This is a genomic window from Cohnella sp. (genome assembly GCF_041640265.1).
Lineage (GTDB): Bacteria > Bacillota > Bacilli > Paenibacillales > Paenibacillaceae > Cohnella.
In genome coordinates, this window is sequence record NZ_JBEQAP010000062.1 from 14,410 (window position 1) to 30,935 (window position 16,526).

14 protein-coding genes are annotated in these 16,526 nt (G+C 47.9%); 6 read left to right on the forward strand and 8 right to left on the reverse strand.

Annotation, left to right across the window (positions count from 1 at the left end; all coding sequences use genetic code 11):
- Positions 1 to 25 precede the first annotated feature (25 nt).
- Positions 26 to 1,414 carry an extracellular solute-binding protein gene (locus ACESLK_RS26735; RefSeq protein ID WP_373232848.1) on the reverse strand — a complete coding sequence of 463 codons (1,389 nt, stop codon included), beginning with the start codon at positions 1,412 to 1,414 and terminating at the stop codon, positions 26 to 28.
- A gap of 212 nt (positions 1,415 to 1,626) precedes the next feature.
- On the opposite strand from ACESLK_RS26735, the gene ACESLK_RS26740 reads away from it, so the two are divergent.
- Positions 1,627 to 2,349 carry an MBL fold metallo-hydrolase gene (locus ACESLK_RS26740; protein WP_373232849.1) on the forward strand — a complete coding sequence of 241 codons (723 nt, stop codon included), beginning with the start codon at positions 1,627 to 1,629 and terminating at the stop codon, positions 2,347 to 2,349.
- Complete coding sequence (locus ACESLK_RS26745) at positions 2,346 to 2,909, forward strand: TetR-like C-terminal domain-containing protein (RefSeq protein WP_373232850.1); 564 nt, start codon at positions 2,346 to 2,348, stop codon at positions 2,907 to 2,909. Before ACESLK_RS26740 ends, ACESLK_RS26745 begins: the two co-directional genes overlap by 4 nt.
- On the opposite strand, the gene ACESLK_RS26750 is transcribed toward ACESLK_RS26745, so the two are convergent.
- A complete protein-coding gene (locus ACESLK_RS26750) occupies positions 2,906 to 3,283 on the reverse strand; it encodes a hypothetical protein (protein WP_373232851.1) in 378 nt (125 codons plus the stop codon). The two genes, ACESLK_RS26745 and ACESLK_RS26750, sit on opposite strands and share 4 nt — an antisense overlap.
- A gap of 135 nt (positions 3,284 to 3,418) precedes the next feature.
- Here ACESLK_RS26750 and ACESLK_RS26755 point away from each other — a divergent pair, with 135 nt between their 5' ends.
- The gene (locus ACESLK_RS26755; protein ID WP_373232852.1) at positions 3,419 to 4,534 is read left to right on the forward strand and encodes an HD domain-containing phosphohydrolase; all 1,116 of its coding nucleotides are present in this window, start codon (positions 3,419 to 3,421) and stop codon (positions 4,532 to 4,534) included.
- A 176-nt stretch (positions 4,535 to 4,710) separates the two neighbouring features.
- Here the strand turns inward: ACESLK_RS26755 and ACESLK_RS26760 are convergent, their stop codons facing one another.
- The 5 genes from ACESLK_RS26760 to ACESLK_RS26780 form a co-directional block, all read right to left on the reverse strand.
- Positions 4,711 to 5,364: a fumarylacetoacetate hydrolase family protein gene (locus ACESLK_RS26760; protein ID WP_373232853.1), complete on the reverse strand. Its 654-nt coding sequence runs from the start codon at positions 5,362 to 5,364 to the stop codon at positions 4,711 to 4,713.
- A gap of 4 nt (positions 5,365 to 5,368) precedes the next feature.
- Entirely contained in the window at positions 5,369 to 6,190 is an 822-nt protein-coding gene (locus tag ACESLK_RS26765) for a glycerophosphodiester phosphodiesterase (RefSeq protein WP_373232854.1), read from the reverse strand.
- Positions 6,174 to 7,418 carry a CapA family protein gene (locus tag ACESLK_RS26770; protein ID WP_373232855.1) on the reverse strand — a complete coding sequence of 415 codons (1,245 nt, stop codon included), beginning with the start codon at positions 7,416 to 7,418 and terminating at the stop codon, positions 6,174 to 6,176. The genes ACESLK_RS26765 and ACESLK_RS26770 overlap by 17 nt, the downstream gene beginning before the upstream one ends.
- A gap of 101 nt (positions 7,419 to 7,519) precedes the next feature.
- Positions 7,520 to 9,148, reverse strand: a complete 1,629-nt coding sequence (locus ACESLK_RS26775) for a response regulator (protein ID WP_373232856.1) — start codon at positions 9,146 to 9,148, stop codon at positions 7,520 to 7,522.
- A complete protein-coding gene (locus ACESLK_RS26780) occupies positions 9,148 to 10,986 on the reverse strand; it encodes a cache domain-containing sensor histidine kinase (protein WP_373232857.1) in 1,839 nt (612 codons plus the stop codon). Before ACESLK_RS26780 ends, ACESLK_RS26775 begins: the two co-directional genes overlap by 1 nt.
- Before the next feature lie 663 nt (positions 10,987 to 11,649).
- Between ACESLK_RS26780 and ACESLK_RS26785 the strand changes: the two genes are divergently transcribed.
- From ACESLK_RS26785 to ACESLK_RS26795, 3 genes are read left to right on the forward strand one after another with little or no spacing between them, the layout of a single operon-like run.
- Positions 11,650 to 12,513 (forward strand): ABC transporter ATP-binding protein, encoded by an 864-nt coding sequence (locus tag ACESLK_RS26785; RefSeq protein WP_373232858.1) that lies wholly within the window; start codon positions 11,650 to 11,652, stop codon positions 12,511 to 12,513.
- Positions 12,514 to 12,542: 29 nt separating this feature from the next.
- On the forward strand, positions 12,543 to 13,313 hold the full coding sequence (locus ACESLK_RS26790) for an ABC transporter permease (protein ID WP_373232859.1): 771 nt from the start codon (positions 12,543 to 12,545) through the stop codon (positions 13,311 to 13,313).
- A 5-nt stretch (positions 13,314 to 13,318) separates the two neighbouring features.
- Positions 13,319 to 14,101, forward strand: coding sequence for an ABC transporter permease (locus ACESLK_RS26795; RefSeq protein WP_373232860.1), 783 nt, complete (start codon positions 13,319 to 13,321; stop codon positions 14,099 to 14,101).
- A gap of 330 nt (positions 14,102 to 14,431) precedes the next feature.
- Here ACESLK_RS26795 and ltrA read toward each other — a convergent pair whose 3' ends face one another.
- A complete protein-coding gene (gene ltrA, locus ACESLK_RS26800; RefSeq protein WP_373232861.1) occupies positions 14,432 to 15,733 on the reverse strand; it encodes a group II intron reverse transcriptase/maturase in 1,302 nt (433 codons plus the stop codon).
- Between the last annotated feature and the right edge of the window lie 793 nt (positions 15,734 to 16,526).

A 16,526-nucleotide genomic window follows, 5' to 3' on the forward strand; every position in this document is an offset into this window, starting at 1 on the left:
CTCCTCATCAAACATGCTGACTAAATCACTTCGCGTTTTCTGCTTCTTGTACTTTTTGAAGAGCATCTCCTGCTTCTTGTGCGGTTGCTTTGCCGCCAATCAGCTTTTGCAATTGAACCTCGGACTCGGAGTTAACTGCCTTTTGTACAACGGAATCGAAGTGGACGAAGGAAGAGCTTGCGTTTTTCATCGTGTCCATAACTTGTTTAACAAGCGGATCTGTTACTTTGGCAAGCGCTTCGTCAGACAGCTTCATCGAAGGAAGAACGCCATCCTCGAGCAAACCGCGGAGCTGCATTTCGTCATTGTACAGGTTTTTGATGAACGCTTTTACTGCTTTCAACTCGCTGTCGTTCAGGTCGGAAGAGAAACCGTAGCCGTTACCATAGTTAGCGTTGATAGAGGTTTGGTCGCCTTTGGCATTAGGAATTGCCGGCAATGCGATGAAACCGACTTTACCTTCAAGACCTGCAGCAACCGCACCCGCTTTGAAAGCGGAAGAACGCCAGCTGCCGTCGAAGATCATTGCTGCTTTACCAGCTGCGAAATCATTGAGCATATCGTCGTAAGTTTTACCAAGCTCACCTTTAGTGAAGTAACCTTTGTCTACCCACTCTTTGTATACCGTGAAGCCTGCAACAGCTTCCGGTTGATTCCATTTGAATGAACCGTCCGTCAAGCCGTTCGGGAAACCAGCGCTTACTTGACGTCCGATCAACGTATTGAGAAGCATATTAGGAACCCAACCCGCTTGGGAACCGATAGCGAACGGCGTAATGCCTTTGTCTTTCAGCGTGTCAGCGGCTTTAACCAGGTCATCCCAGGTTGTAGGTGCATTTAGACCATTTTGCTGGAACAGCTCGGTGTTGTAGAAAACACCTTCCATGTTTCCGCCGATTGGCAGACCATATATTTTGCCATCTAATGTGAATTGACCGAATACGTTAAGGAATTTGTCTTTCAAGCCAAGCTCATCAAGGATTGGAGTCAGATCAAGCAGACGTCCTGCTTTTGCGTATTTCAAAGCGTCTGCATTTCCTCCGAATAAGTCGAAGACTTTAGGCGGGTTGCCGGCAGCCATCTCGGCTGGAAGCTTCGTGAAGCGGTTGACCGCATCCTCGATCCCATCAAGCTCGAATTTGAGTCCTGGGACTTCAGCTTCAGTTGCTTTGACAACATCATCAAGAATTGCTTTGCGGAATTTCTGCGGCTCGCCGATTTGAATGTGGCGAAGGGATAAAGTGAATGGCTCGACTTCTTCGCTTGGGGATGGCGATGCGGATTCGGATGCTGAAGAAGATGCTGCTGAGCTAGATGCTGCCGAAGAAGGCGCGTTGTTGTTTTTGCCACATGCTGCAAGTACTGTCGACAGAGCGAGAATCAGCGTAAGAATAACCATAAAATTTCTTTTCACGCGGTAGACCTCCCAGAAAATATGTTTGTGTGTTACTTCTTTATTGTAAGAGCAAATAGGTTGCTCGTAAGGGAGTCAAACAGCTAAAGAAGGGATAAGATCAGCTAATGGATGGAAATAAGGGGCCATGAAGTAAAAAAACTTGCTAAAACTAACTATGTTAGTTATTATAATAATGTAGTTAGTATAAACAATTCACAGGAGGTCATTGAATGAATAAAACGTCTTGGGGCCCTGTAACACAGCTGATCTTTATGCCTAAGCTCTTCCCATTGAATTGTTATCTCATTGAAGACGACAGCGGTGTAACGCTGATAGATACTTGCATGCATTTCGTAGCCAAAGGGATATTCGCCGCGATACAAGCAACCGAAAAGCCTTTGACTCGTATTCTGCTTACACACGCTCATGATGATCATATTGGCGCCATTCCCTTTCTTAAAGAGAAATTTCCCCAGGTTAAGATCGGAATTTCACGCCGTGATGCCGCTATCTTGAAAGGAGATCATACCCTTCTGCCGCATGAGGCTCAAACACCCTTGAAAGGCGGAATACCCAAGAAGGCATTATTCTCGCCTGACTTCCTCATTGAGGACCAAGATCGAATCGGCTCTCTAGTCGCCATAGCGTCTCCTGGACATACTCCCGGTCATCTTGCTTACCTGGAGACGACAAGCAATACTTTAATTGCCGGAGATGCCTTCCAAACCCAAGGCGGCTTGGCTGTGTCCGGCCATATGAAATGGAAATTCCCCTTTCCTGCCTTCGCAACCTGGCATACCCCGACAGCCATAACGAGCGCTCAAAGACTTCTTGAGCTTAATCCTGCAGTTCTTGTAGTTGGTCATGGTCCTGCACTGCTGCTTCCTTCTAGTTCAATCAGCTTAGCAATAAGCGAAGCTAGAGAACACTTGAATAGGAGGAAAAGCGGATGAGAGCCGGCATAAAACCCGAAATCGTTATTGCTGCTGCCGCAGATATTGCTGACAGCAAGGGTTGGGATCAGGTCACACTGGGTAATGTGGCCGGACAGCTTGGAATTAAGACCCCTTCCCTCTATAACCATGTTGAAGGACTGACCGATCTACGACAGAAGCTAGCCGTTTACGCGGTTCGTCTGCTCCGGGAGCTGTTAAATGATGCAGCCATCGGACAATCGGGTAAACAATCTCTTATCGAAGTCGGCAATAGCTATGTCGAATTCGTACGGATCCATCCCGGGCTCTATGAAGCTATCAATCGTGTGGCTGCTCCGAAACCGCCCGAATTCGATCAGGCTGCCGAGCAGATTCTCGCCTTGTTCATTCGATTAATGCAGCCGTTCGGCCTGCCCGCCGATGAGGCCGTTCATGCGGTTCGAGGCTTGCGCAGTATGGTTCATGGGTTCGCTTCCTTAGAATCGATTGGCGGCTTTCAGATGCCGGAGGATCTCCAGGAAAGCCTGTCCAAAGCTATCACTTATTACGTGGAAGGACTAAGCAAGCACGTCAATTAATTCATATTATAAGGCTGAGTTCCAGATGATTGTGGCTTATAAGTTGTCCGATACTCAAACTTTTCGGAGGCGACATAAAATCCGACTTTGGGGACGCTGGCAAGCTGGATTGCACCGTCATAGTCGGATTTTCCGACTTTGGGGACGCCGGCAAGCTGGATTGCCTCGTCATAGTCGGATTTTCCGACTTTGGGGACGCCGGCAAGCTGGATTGCCTCGTCATAGTCGGATTTTCCGACTTTGGGGATGCCGGCAAGCTGGATTGCCTCGTCATAGTCGGATTTTCCGACTTTGGGGACGCCGGCAAGCTGGATTGCCTCGTCATAGTCGGATTTTCCGACTTTTAAACGAAAGAACAACCCGTTAAGCAACATCTGGGCAGAATACAGCCTAATATAAAGATTTGAAAAACATCTTTCCTCGGAAGGATGTTTTTTTGCTGCTTCTTTGAAGGATTCGACAATTATCTCGCGAATAAAGGAGAGGGAATGTTTAAGGAGTGAGAATATATGTATAAAAAAGAGCTGTCACCGGAAGATTTACTCCGGATCATATTCGAATATACGGCCAAAATCGCCAGTGAGCAGAAACTTAATTCCGTGCTTGTCCATATGGCGAATATGGGGCGAGAGATGATTCTCTCCGATCGTTGCGCTGTGTGGCTCATTGATGAACCCAATCATCAATTATACACGACCGTCGCCCATGGCGTAGACGAAATCCGCATTCCTTACGGAACCGGACTCGTAGGCAACGCGATCGAGGCGGGAGAGCCGATCATTATCGAGGATGCTTACAATGATCCTAGACACAACGCAGAGAATGACCGCAAAACCGGTTACCATACGAAATCGATTATAACCGTTCCGTTCCGTAACAACGACGGGGAAATTATCGGTGCCTATCAAGCAGTAAACAAGCTGACGGAAATCGACTACTTCACCGAACGGGACTTGGAGCTCCTGTCCTTGGCCGCATCATATGCGGGTAAATCGCTCGAGTCCGTTATGCTACATCAGGAAATCATCGATACGCAGCGTGAGATAATCTCCACGATGGGTGAAGTCGGGGAAATTCGATCTAAGGAAACAGGAAATCATGTTAGGCGGGTTGCTGAATACTCGTATGTACTTGCACTTGGCCTCGGTCTTAGTGTAAATGAGGCCGAGCTGCTTCGGACTGCCTCTCCTATGCACGATATCGGAAAAGTTGCCATTCCGGATGCGGTATTGAACAAGCCGGGTAAATTGACCGAGGAAGAATACGACACTATCAAATCCCATACTAATATCGGGTATCAGCTGCTTCGCGGATCAAAGAGGGAGCTGCTTCGTACCTCCGCTATCGTAGCGGAGCAGCATCATGAGAAGTGGGATGGAACTGGCTACCCTGCAGGCAGAAAAGGTGAAGATATTCATATTTTCGGCAGGATCACTGCTGTAGCCGATGTATTCGATGCTCTGAGCGCTGAGAGAGTTTATAAGGCAGCATGGCCTCTCGATAGAATTGAAGGATTGTTCCGAGAGGAGCGCGGGCGCCACTTCGACCCAGCTATCGTCGACGTCTTCTTCGAGAAATTGCCTAAGCTATTGGAGATTCGCGCGCGGTTAACGGATGTGGAATAGGGTTTGTTGCAAGTGAGATAAGCGAAATTTGGATTGACTCCTATTCGGAGATTTCGCTTATCTCAAAAATCAAACGCTGACGCTCCTCCAGGAGATACTGCCCCACTTTCACCCTCGAGTTGGACTAAAAAGCCCATAAAAAAGGAAACCGCCTTTTTAGTGGTGCAGTAATTAGTTCAACCCTCAAGCTTGACCGCAGCTCGGCCCACGCTCTCCTCGTTCCACCACACGTCGAGCTTATCCCCGTCGCTCAGAGCGCCGACCCCTGCAGGAGTTCCTGTGAAGAGAAGATCTCCGGCAGCCAAGCCATAGGTTTGTCCAACGAAATGAGCCAGCTGCTGCAGACTAAAAACCATATCCTTTAAGTTGCCTCGTTGGACTTCTTTATTATTAATGCTTAACCCAAAATCTTGCTCAGATAACGTCACTATTCCAGGATAGCTCATCCATCGCCCAAGCAGGGCTGAATTTCGGAAGCCTTTGGCGGCTAACCAAGGCTGTCCCTTCGCCTTCAAGCGTTCCTGTACATCTCGCAGCGTAAGATCCAAGCCAACGGTATAAGATGTAAACAAGTCGTCACAGCTTATCCCCGCTTCATACCTGCGCCCTACAGCGAAAACAACCTCCGCCTCGTAATGGACCAACCCTTGTGATCCGGGGAGGACAAGTACTCCGTCAGCCATCGTTACCGCGGCGTGTGTAGGCTTAGTAAACAGCATTGGGGATGTCGGCACTTCATTGCCGAGTTCCGCAGCATGCAGCCTATAGTTCCGTCCCACGCAATAAATATTTCGGATATCCGAAACGAATTGAAATGTATTCTCGCTCATGAAGTTAACTCTCCTCTTTCATCACCGCATGCCAGCGGTCCGGATAGTTGGTGCATAGCTGAAAGGGCTCCGGGCGCTTGGCCAGTCGACGTAGATCACCTTTTGAGTTAACTGTCCATGCCATTACAGAGATGCCTGCTTCCGCTGTCTCCTTCAATAACTGCGCATTCAGATAACGAAAGTCGATCGAGAGATAATACGCCCCCAATTCCTTAAGTATGGATACAAGATTCGGTGGGCGATCTTCAGCGATTAGGCCGATATTCATGGCAGGAAAATAATTACGAACAGCGATTAGGATATCCGGATGAAACGAGGTGATGACGGTATCCTGTTCTAATTGCAGAGATCGAATCACATCAACAGCTTGCCGGGCTAGAAGCCCCCAATCGGCATTACTCCCTTTCAACTCCACATTCATTCGGCATTTTCCAGCCGTTAATGCGAGCACCTTAGCCAGCGTCGGAACACCCTCCGCGGCAAACGAGGGATGAAACCAGCTGCCCGCATCTAGACTCCCTAGCTCTTCAGCGGTTTTCTCCCGGACTTCTCCTTGTCCATTGGTCGTCCGTTTAAGGGTTCCATCGTGAATCACAACAGGTATATCGTCACTAGAAAGATGCACGTCCAGCTCCATCCATTGAACGAAAGGTTGGCTCAAGGCTAGTTTGAAGGCGGCAAGCGTGTTCTCCGGAGCTGAGCCAGAGAAGCCGCGGTGTGCAACACATGGATGTATAGATGCATAAGTGCTCTTATCCAAATTACTCATCCCTTTTGTTGGAAATCGAAAAGCTACGTTACGCAATCCCTTAATGATCCGCCACAATCGAGCCATCCTCCTCCACAGCAGCGCCGATGGACAAAGTCGACAGACGTTTAAGCAATTCTTTACCTTTAACAGGATCCATGGGTGCTGGCTGAGAATTCGTTGCGAACATCGGGTGGAACGTAAGCGAGCAAGCGCCGGCCTTATCGCACTCTGCATTCAGAACACCTGTTTCAGATGTTTTGGACGACGTCGTTGTTGAGAAAACAAAGTTGCCTAAGCTGTAGGCAATCCATTTCCCCTTATAAGCTTCAATCCCCTGAAGGACATGCGGGTGGCTCCCAACTACCAAATCCGCTCCCGCATCGACGAATCGATGACCTAGGTCGGTCTGGTGGGCGATAGGCTTCTCACTTCTCTCCTCACCCCAATGAACCATAACAACTACCAAATCAGCATTTTTCTTCGCCTCTTTAATAGCCCCGACTGCTCGGTTAGGCGAATAAGCTTCTGCAACACCCGCATGATTCCGATCCGCCTTCCATGACGGCTCCGGGACAACGCGCGTGACGCTTACAAAAGCGACTGTTATTCCTTTTCTTTCTATGTATGCGGGAGTGAATGCTTCAACATCATCGTTGCCAGATCCGGAATGCTGGAGTTCTATGTCATCCAAAGAGTCCATCGTATCGCTTAAGCCTTCCCATCCATAATCCATGCTATGATTGTTCGCTAGCGACAAATAATCGAAACCAGCTTCCTTTATGGCAGGAAGCGTTTCTGGCGGTGCACGAAACAAATACTGTTTGTTCTCCGCTGCAGTTCCTCGTGTCGTAATCGAGGATTCAAGATTGCCGGCTGTAATATCCGCTGCGGACAGAATCTCTTTGGCTTTGCGATAGGGATAATCATAGCCGTTCTGGTTCATTAGCTCCAGAACCCTTGCTGCAGGCAGTATATCGCCAACCAGCGCAAGGGATATCTTATCTCCTTCATGCCCAGGAGGAGTTGACGCCTTTTCTTCGGAAGTTGGGGTCGCTAGGCTGTCATCCGTTGATTCTGGTGAAGGCGCAGCTGAGGAATTACCTGAAGGAGAAGGAGTGCTATGCGCTTCCGACATACCGGGTTTGTTCTCCCCAGCTTCTTGATTGTTATTTGCTGTCCAAATAAGTGCTCCTGCAATTACAATGGCAGTTAGTAAAATCCCATTAATCATGAATAAGAGTTTCTTTTTATAGCGTTTTTGCGATTTCTGCTTGCTCTGTGTCCGCGAGCGCGAATAGGTCATAGTTAGTCGTCCCTCCGTATCCCTCTCTGCCCGTTATTATACATGATCGAAGAAAAAAAGACGATTTTACCTTCCATTTCGGAAGGTAAAATCATCCCCACTCATTTTGAAGCGCCCCATGCCGGCCGTTCCTCCCCTGCTTGGTTCTGGTGACGTTCGCGGAATTCCGACGGGAGCATGCCCGTATATTTACTGAACACTCTCGTAAAGTAACGCCGTTCCACATATCCAACCATCTGTCCGACTTGGGTCACGCTTTTATCGCTAAGCGCGAGTAAAGATTTCGCCATTTCCATACGCTGCTTGGTCACATATTCCACGAAGGTCTCTCCGATATGCTGCTTGAAGAGAAGGCTGAAATAACTCCCGCTGATTCCTAAGTAATCAGCAAGCATATCAATGCTGAGCTCCATTGATAAATTCCGCTCGATATAGTCCCTTGCAGATAACATCAGCACATCGCTTGTTTTTTTCTTCATTACACTCTCAATAGATTGGTCCACGAGTCGATTGATGACCAGCAATGTTTCGCGAATCCCATGATGCTGGTCAATTTGTCGCCAGATGGCAATCTCTTCTTCGCGAGTCATCACTTCCATTGCTCTCATCTCGCGCAGAAGATGAATGCATAAATAATGTACGATAGGAGCAACACGCTCGAAGGAGTTTTCAGGCAGCTCCCGGAAGCTATCATTCAGGGCTTTAAGGGCAATTTCAGTGCTGCGCCGGTCACATCTCTTGAGCCCCGTAACCATTTCTTCGATCCGGTCCCATAGTTGCTCGGAAGTATCGGCGATTCCCCTGATCCTCTCGGAAACGATAATACCCGTATCTTTAGCAGGCGATAAATGAAGAGAACGCTGCAGACTTTTATAGGTCCTAGCCAACTGCTCCAATATGACCTCCGATGGATGAAGAGCTACACGGATACTCAGCTTGAGGTAGCTCTGGACGGCATGTCTAAGATTCACCGCCCAGAGCAAGCTTTGCTCCCGATCGAACAGATCCGGCGGAATACGCTCGATAAGCACACACCACTCCCCGCCTCTAACCTGCAGCACGGAATGCGGTACGCCATAGGAAATGAGATTTTCCTGCAAAATATTATGGACTGCAAAATTCCAGAGCTTGCGCTCTTTCTCATCCCAAGTTCGTTCCTTCTTCGAGTAGTCAGCTACATCTACTAGCATCATCGCGAAAGCAAGGTTATCGCTCTCCTCCTCGCGAAGATTAAGGAGAGGGCTTGTCGAGGAGACACCTAAATCTACTAGCCGGTCATACAGCACCTTCTCGTACGCTAGAGAATAAACCTGCTTCCATTCCTGCTGCATGAAATACTGCTCCGCGCTTCTTTCTCGAATTCCTTCCGCTAACCTCTTGATCGTATTCGCAAGCTCCTCATAATCGATTGGCTTAAGAATATAATCCTTCACTTCATAACGAATGACCGAACGCACATAATTGAAGTCTTGGTAGCCAGTCATCATAATGACTTCCGCTTCCGTATCAAATTCCCTTAGGGCACCGAGAAACTCGATCCCATCCATAACCGGCATCCGGATATCACATAGAATTAACTGGGGACGCAGCTCGCGCGCAAGCTCTAATGCTTGTTGGCCGTTACGAGCCGTTCCGATAAGTTCGATCTCTAGATTATCCCAAGGTACGACCGCTTGCAGGTTTCTCAGAATATTAATCTCATCGTCCACCAAGAGCGCTTTTAACTTCATTAAGATCCACTCCCTGCCAACTTGGGTATGAGGCATTTGATGACGGTTCCGTGTCCAGATGCACTGCAAAGGATGAGCCCGTACCCATTCCCATAATGGATACGCAGGCGGTCAGCGACATTGCCGACTCCAAGTCCGCGACGTTCTCCGGTTTCCGGTGAATCCTCGTAAATCTCTTCCAATGAGGTCATTCCACTAGTCGCAAATAAAGCCAGCTGCCCATCCGTAATGCCGATTCCGTTGTCTTCGATATATATTGCAATGCCGGTTTCTTCTTCCTGAACTTTCACGTGAATTCGTCCCATGTAATCAATACCTTCAAATCCATGCTGGATACTATTCTCCACGAGAGGCTGAAGCGTTAGCTTCAAGATCAGATTCGACAGTAACTCTTTAGGCACATCAATGGTGTATTCGAATAATTCCTCGAAGCGGTATTTCTGTATTTCTAAGTAGCTGTTCAGGTGCTCCAGCTCCTGCCCGATCGTTATTTCTTCTTTTTGCTGGATGCTTATCCGCAGTATATTTGCTAGCCTTTGCACCATTTTGCTTACTTTGCGGCCTTCGTTCTGTACGGCGAGTATGTTGATCGATTCTAAGGCATTAAACAGAAAATGGGGCTTGATCTGTGCCTGAAGCAGCATCATCTCGGCCTTGCGTTTACGCCGTTGCTCCTGCTTTACATCCTCAAGCAGCTCCGATACTCGGTTAACCAAGCTATTAAAGCCTATCGCCAAGCTCGTTGTCTCATCTTTGCCTATAACCGTGACTCGAGTTGAGAGATCTCCTCTTTCGACTTTCCGCATTGCCCTTACTACGCGTATGATGAACGTAATCGTTCGGCGGACGAACATGAGGTTAAAGATAAGCGCCAGAGCGAGCGAGATTGAAGTGATGACGGCCATCCAACGCAGTACCACTGCCAAATCCCCGGACAAATATTCCCAGGAGGTGACCATCACTAATTTCCAATCTCCCACACCTAAGCGCTGAAGCTGTAAATCCTGAACAGAGACAAGGCTCTTATTCCCGTCGAATTGCATTGTTTTGCTCTGTGAGCTGCCGCTTTCAAGATCTATACCTTTTACCGTGTCCAAGTAGTTCGAAATCGATTTCCCTTCCGCACTCGTTTCGTTGTCGAAGATAATCTGTCCATCACCGCCGACAATGAGAAACCGCCGATCAAGCTTTCCTTGACTGCTGTAAAAGCTAAAAATCCGACTCAGCTCGTTCATCTGAAAGCGGGTTACTAGAATGCCTTTACTCGCTAGCGTATCGATATCTAATAACACACGGATTTGCGTAAAAAAGTTGTTTTCACCCGTTAATCGCCGATCCTCGTTGGGACCGATCCACACGGGAGCCCCGTTTTTTCGAAGGACCTCAGCATAGATAGGATTGCTCTCTAGGTCTGCTCGGGCTATAGGGGGATCTTTGGTGAAGTTAACATTGACTTGCCGATCGTCGTTGCGATAAAGAGTAACGGACTTAATACCGGGATAAGTAAGCAGCACTCGCTGGCGCAGTCGTTCCTTCTCTAACAGCTCGTCGTAATCGGGAATACCCGTAGCCGCAGCCTCCCCGGTGTCTGAGTCGAGTGACTGCTCTACAGACTCAACGCTATCCTCGGTTGTAACCCAGAAATCGGAGAAATAATTCGCTTCCTTGATCATGTTGTTAATATTGCGACCGATCGCTTTCAGCGTCACTTCTGTCTGCTCGGCATATTTCTCCTGAGTCACTTGCTGGAACACCAAATAAGAAACGCTGCCCAATACGAACAAAGGAACGATGATAAAGGCAAAAAAAGCGACGAATATACGTTTGCTGAGACTCATCTGACGGCGTCCGCCTCTCAAGGTAAAGATGTCCTAATTATAGCAGGAGGAGGAGCTGAAGTGATTCCATAAAGAGAAATTACGGCTATATTCACATTATAAAGAGGGATGGGATGTGTAATAAGTTGTTATTCGCATTATGGGGGATAAAAATAGATAGTGGTTTTGGAAATTTTGTTGCAGTGGATGAGCTGAGGACAGCAGTACGCAAGGATATGTCTCTCCAGCCGCAGTACTCGCCCCTTTGCCTGATTGGTAAACTCAGAAAATGTGGCAAAGGGGCTCATAATGCGGACGTTCCACTCTTCCGAGACATATCCTCGCTCCCTGCTTTTGGCTTCATCCGAAAACAAAAAATTCCGAGAATCACTTTGGGTGGGAATAGATAGCGCACTTTCCGTACGCTATTGGCAAGGCGTGGTTAGTTGGGGTGGTTTAACGTACTCTCCGTGCGTTATTGTTAGGGTTTTCTGAGCAAAAGGGATAGTGAGGATAGCAGCTACGCGGCGAATACAACTAAATATAGGAACATTAGAGAACGGATAGCCTCGTTCGACATTGCCAAGCACCTAAAAAAAGCATAAAAAAAGATTGACACTATCTGGCCTCAAGTGGTACCATCTCCTTCCTTTCGCTTTTAAATCCATTCAGGAGGACCACCTAGTGATTAAGGTAACTGGCATTAGTAAATCTTTCAAGGTAGCACAGAGGTCTTCGGGGATAAGGAACTCAGTTAAGGCTTTATTTCGTCCACAGTATACAGAAGTGAAGGCGCTTCATGATATCTCCTTCACGATAGAGCCGGGGGAAATAGTTGGATATATCGGACCCAATGGCGCCGGCAAATCAACGACGATTAAGGTGATGAGCGGTATTCTAGTGCCAGATAAGGGAGACTGTACGATTAAGGGCTTCACACCCTGGCTCGACCGCGTTCAGTATGTTAAGCATATCGGCGTCGTATTCGGTCAACGCTCTCAATTATGGTGGGATGTACCGGTTATTGATTCCTTCGACCTGCTAAGGGATATTTACAATGTACCCTCCACGGAGTATAGGAGCACCTTCAATCTACTGGTGGAAACACTCGACCTAGGTTCCCTCATTCATACTCCCGTTCGTCAGTTAAGCCTAGGTCAACGCATGCGGTGCGAGATCGCCGCCTCACTGCTTCACAGCCCCAGCCTATTGTTCCTGGACGAGCCGACAATCGGACTCGACGCGATATCCAAAATCGCGGTTAGACAATTCATCACAACGATCAATAAGGAAAAAGGCGTTACTGTCATTCTGACCACGCATGACATGAATGATATCGAGGCACTGGCCGGGCGAATTATTCTCATTGGCAAAGGAAGCCTGTTGTACGATGGAAGCCTGGATACGCTCCGCAATCGATTCGCGACTGCACCAACTGTACCGACTAAGCACGACTCTGAGCCTCAACTTCACGCCACCCCGCAGATTAGCACCCAACCGATCGAAGATATTATCGTTCAGCTTTATAAAGAGTACCAAATATCATGAAGGCCTATGTATCTGTCTTTAGGCTGCGAATGTCGACTGGGTTACAATACCGCGGTGCTGCACTCGCGGGCATTGCTACTCAATTTTTCTGGGGTTTCATTATTATCATGGTATTCCAAGCCTTCTACAGCCAAACGCTTAACGAGCCGCCAATTTCACTCTCTCAGCTCATTACATATGTTTGGCTTCAGCAAGCTTTTCTCGCCTTTATCGCCCTCTGGTTTAGGGACAATGAACTTTTCCAATTAATTACCACCGGGAACATCGCCTATGAGCTTTGCCGACCGAGCGGAATCTATGGGCTCTGGTTCGCCAAGCTGCTTGCTCAACGTTTAGCCAGCGCTCTGCTCAGAAGCCTTCCGATTCTGCTCGTCGCATTCTTCTTACCGGAACCGTATCGCCTGCCTTTGCCAAGCGATCTGTCCACCTTGCTCTTATTCACGGTAACGCTTTTTCTAGGTCTATTTATTTTGGTATCCATCTCAATGCTGATCTACATCTCAACCTTCGTTACGATGTCCGCTGCCGGGTCATTACTTATGTTCGGAGTTCTGGGGGAATTCCTCGCGGGAATGATTATCCCTGTTCCACTCATGCCCTCTTGGCTGCAGGATATCGTTAACGTGCTCCCATTTCGCTTGTGCGCGGATTTTCCATTCCGGGTTTATTCGGGACATATATCTAAGCTGGAGGCACTTAAACTCATCCCGCTCCAACTCATGTGGCTAGCCGCTCTTATCGTTATTGGAAAGTTCACCATGGGAAAAGCGCTTCGAAGAGTTATTGTTCAAGGAGGTTAAGGCGCATGAAGCTTTTCTTTCAATATCTGCTCATCTTATTCAAATCACAAATGCAGTACCGAACCTCCTTCTGGCTGTTGACGTTTGGCCAGTTTTTCATTCCCTTCTCCGTATTTGCCGGACTGTACTTCCTATTCGAGAGATTCGGACAAATCAGGGGCTGGGACTTCTACGAGGTTGCTCTCTGCTTCGGCATCATTCATATGGCGTTTGCCATCAGCGAGTGCTTGGCGCGCGGATTTGACATGTTCTCTACCCTAATCGTGAATGGCGATTTCGATCGCCTATTGGTTCGTCCGCGCAGTACGGTCCTGCAAGTGCTTGGCTCCAAATTCGAGTTTACACGCTTCGGACGCCTTCTTCAGAGTTTGCTCGTGCTTGCTTGGGCGATCAGCAGCCTGGAAGTCGATTGGTCCTTGCTCAAGATCATTACCTTACTCTTCATGATCTCTAGCGGTATATTTATTTTCACAGGTATCTTCATCCTTGCAGCCACGATGTGCTTCTGGACGATTCAGGGACTCGAGGTCGCTAATATCTTTACCGATGGCGGCAGAGAGATGGCACAGTACCCTTTGAATATCTATCAAAAATGGGTAACCCGCTTCTTCACATTCGTCATTCCGTTCGGATGCGTGAACTACTTGCCCTTACTCTATATTCTAGACAGGACCGAGGGATATGAAGTCCTCTATATACTGACCCCTTTAGCAGGCTTCCTCTTCATCATCCCGTGTCTGCTTGTGTGGAATATTGGCGTCCGTCATTATCGCTCAACCGGTTCTTGATCAGATGCTGCCTGCTCCAGCAATCCCATCTCGATGCATTTAGTACTCAGGAGAAAGATACTAAAAAGCTATTATTTCCCTATAATTTTCGAATTGAGGAATTGGGCGACAAAGAAAACTTTCCAATAATTGCAGAATAAGCCGCTGGTTCTAGCAAGCTTACGTGGAAAGAAATTAAGTAGAATTACAGTAGAGTAGAGAACTGAAATTTCATTGGAGGGCGCAAGCCCTCTTTTTACTTTTTCAGCTCCCCCTGCATCAAACCGGACGTGAGGTTTTCCCTCATCCGGCTTTCCGATGTTCTTCTTTCTTCCGCGTTACGGTACTCTCCTAGCCGACGAGTTTCTTTAATCCAGAGCTCTGAGCGACAATGCCCGCTAATCTGGAGTTGCTGTGCTTGCTACGACGATTACGTTTCTTGTTCCAAAACAGCATGAGTCTTTTCCGAATGTACCAATCGATTTTATTCAGAAATAGATCGGCGAAAGAGTCCATTGCGTAGTAATTTCTCCATCCCTGAATCTTGGGATTGAGTTCCTCGACCATTCTGTTCATTGTCCAGAACAATCGGTTACGCGGCTCTGTGACTTCCTTTACCTTCTCTTTCATCTTCTTCATGGCTTTCTTCGAGGGGTAGCTTCGCAGGATGTGGCGTTCTATTCCCTTGACCTGCTTTGGGATTTTTCGGTGATGCATGCCCAGAAAGTCAAACCCCGCCTTATCATCCCATAGGTTGATTAGCTTGGATTTGGACGTGTTCATCTGTAATTCGAGTTTGCCGAATACAGCTTTCAATACGTCGATTGACTTCAGCGCTTGCTCCTTGGTTTTGCAAAGGATGACAAGATCGTCCGCATAGCGTACGAGTGTACCAAGTTCAGTGAATTTGTTCTCCCAGATCGTGTCGAGGTAGTTTAGGTAGATGTTTGCAAGTAACGGACTAATGACGCCCCCTTGCGGGCTTCCAAGGACGGTTTCGTAGAACTGATCATCTTTTACGAAACCTGCCTTCAGCCCTTTCCGTATAAGCTTAAGTATTCTTCTGTCGCTTATTTTTTGCTCCACAAGCTTCATCAGTTTCTCATGCGGAATGTTGTCGAAGTACCCGGTGATGTCGATATCGACTACCCAGTGAACGCCTTTCCTTATCGCGCGCCGAATGTGACGGATTGCTCCTTTGGCATCTCGTTTTGAACGAAACCCGTATGAACATTCCTTGAAATCCGCTTCGAAGATTGGCTCAATTACCAGCTTTGTTACCATTTGCGCGACGCGATCGCAGATAGCGGGAATACCTAATGGGCGAAGTTTTCCGTCCGGTTTGGGTATTTCTTTACGCCGTGCAGGTAGCGGATGATAAGTACCTGTGATCAACTGTTCTCGGATTTCTTCGACGAACCGTTCTTCCCCATATTCCTTTACGATGTGGTCAATGGTTATCCCATCGATTCCTCCACTGCCCTTGTTACCTTTAACTCGTCTCCATGCTTCCCAAAGAATATCTTCCCGATAAATCTTGTCGTAGAGTGCATGAAACCTTCGCTTCGGGTTTTCCTTGGCGGCAAGATATAGCTTGTCTTGAAGTTCTTGAGCTTTTACTTTGGCGTAGTTAGCAGGTTTGACTGCATTCACTCACTCGTACCTCCTTGACTTGCTTGAACAAAGCAGGGACTCTTCCCTCCACAAGGTTTTGTTGTCCTTGCTTCATTGGTACTACAGTCCCCGCAGGCTTCCCTTCCCGCAGCTCGCCATTTCACCTTTCGGGCTTATAGGTCCGCTCCTTACGAAAAAAAAAATCTCGTGCGGGTTAGGGTCTCCCTAGTTCCAAACACAACTTTCCCAACATGCCGATCCCCTTACACCGGAGAGTTCTTCCGCGCTGCACTTCCAAGGGCTTCACGCGTTCCATGGTCTTCGCCCATTTTCCCGGGGCTCGACTCTCTCTTGTCCTTTTCAGGTTGTTTTTGACGATGCGGCAGGATTCACTTGATGTTACGGCCTGCTGTTTTGCTCGCACTCCTTGCAGAGTTACTTTGTCACAGGGCTTCAACCTTAGGATCTCTCCACCAGTTGCCTGTCAGCTACGAGGCGACTTGGCTCTTACCTCGATTGATCTTTCATCAACTAGTTGTGCCTAGCTTGGCTAGGCGCGCGGGAAACAACTAACGCATTCGTCAGGAACGAATGCGTTAGCGGTTCCACCCTCATGTGACTATAGCCGTAGAATCTACTGCTGCAGCAACCAACAATCGCACTCGAGTTACATTAGCCGTAGAATCTACTGCTGCAACAACCAACTGGAGTTAATCTAAAAAGTAGACACGTTGTAACAGCGACCTGATACAATAAAATAACTAAAAAGGTCGAGGTGTGTCATGGGAGATCATCGTCAGCATTTTGATGAAGAATTTAAGCGCCAAACTGT

What these genes read in the sequence shown, in the direction of transcription:
- ACESLK_RS26780 (WP_373232857.1), bottom strand. Translation starts at nt 10,986, where the DNA reads ATGAGTCTCAGCAAACGTATATTCGTCGCTTTTTTTGCCTTTATCATC.
- ACESLK_RS26740 (WP_373232849.1), top strand. Translation starts at nt 1,627, where the DNA reads ATGAATAAAACGTCTTGGGGCCCTGTAACACAGCTGATCTTTATGCCT.
- ACESLK_RS26770 (WP_373232855.1), bottom strand. Translation starts at nt 7,418, where the DNA reads ATGACCTATTCGCGCTCGCGGACACAGAGCAAGCAGAAATCGCAAAAA.
- ACESLK_RS26755 (WP_373232852.1), top strand. Translation starts at nt 3,419, where the DNA reads ATGTATAAAAAAGAGCTGTCACCGGAAGATTTACTCCGGATCATATTC.
- ACESLK_RS26775 (WP_373232856.1), bottom strand. Translation starts at nt 9,148, where the DNA reads ATGAAGTTAAAAGCGCTCTTGGTGGACGATGAGATTAATATTCTGAGA.
- ACESLK_RS26795 (WP_373232860.1), top strand. Translation starts at nt 13,319, where the DNA reads ATGAAGCTTTTCTTTCAATATCTGCTCATCTTATTCAAATCACAAATG.
- ACESLK_RS26760 (WP_373232853.1), bottom strand. Translation starts at nt 5,364, where the DNA reads ATGAGCGAGAATACATTTCAATTCGTTTCGGATATCCGAAATATTTAT.
- ACESLK_RS26745 (WP_373232850.1), top strand. Translation starts at nt 2,346, where the DNA reads ATGAGAGCCGGCATAAAACCCGAAATCGTTATTGCTGCTGCCGCAGAT.
- ACESLK_RS26790 (WP_373232859.1), top strand. Translation starts at nt 12,543, where the DNA reads ATGTCGACTGGGTTACAATACCGCGGTGCTGCACTCGCGGGCATTGCT.
- ACESLK_RS26750 (WP_373232851.1), bottom strand. Translation starts at nt 3,283, where the DNA reads ATGTTGCTTAACGGGTTGTTCTTTCGTTTAAAAGTCGGAAAATCCGAC.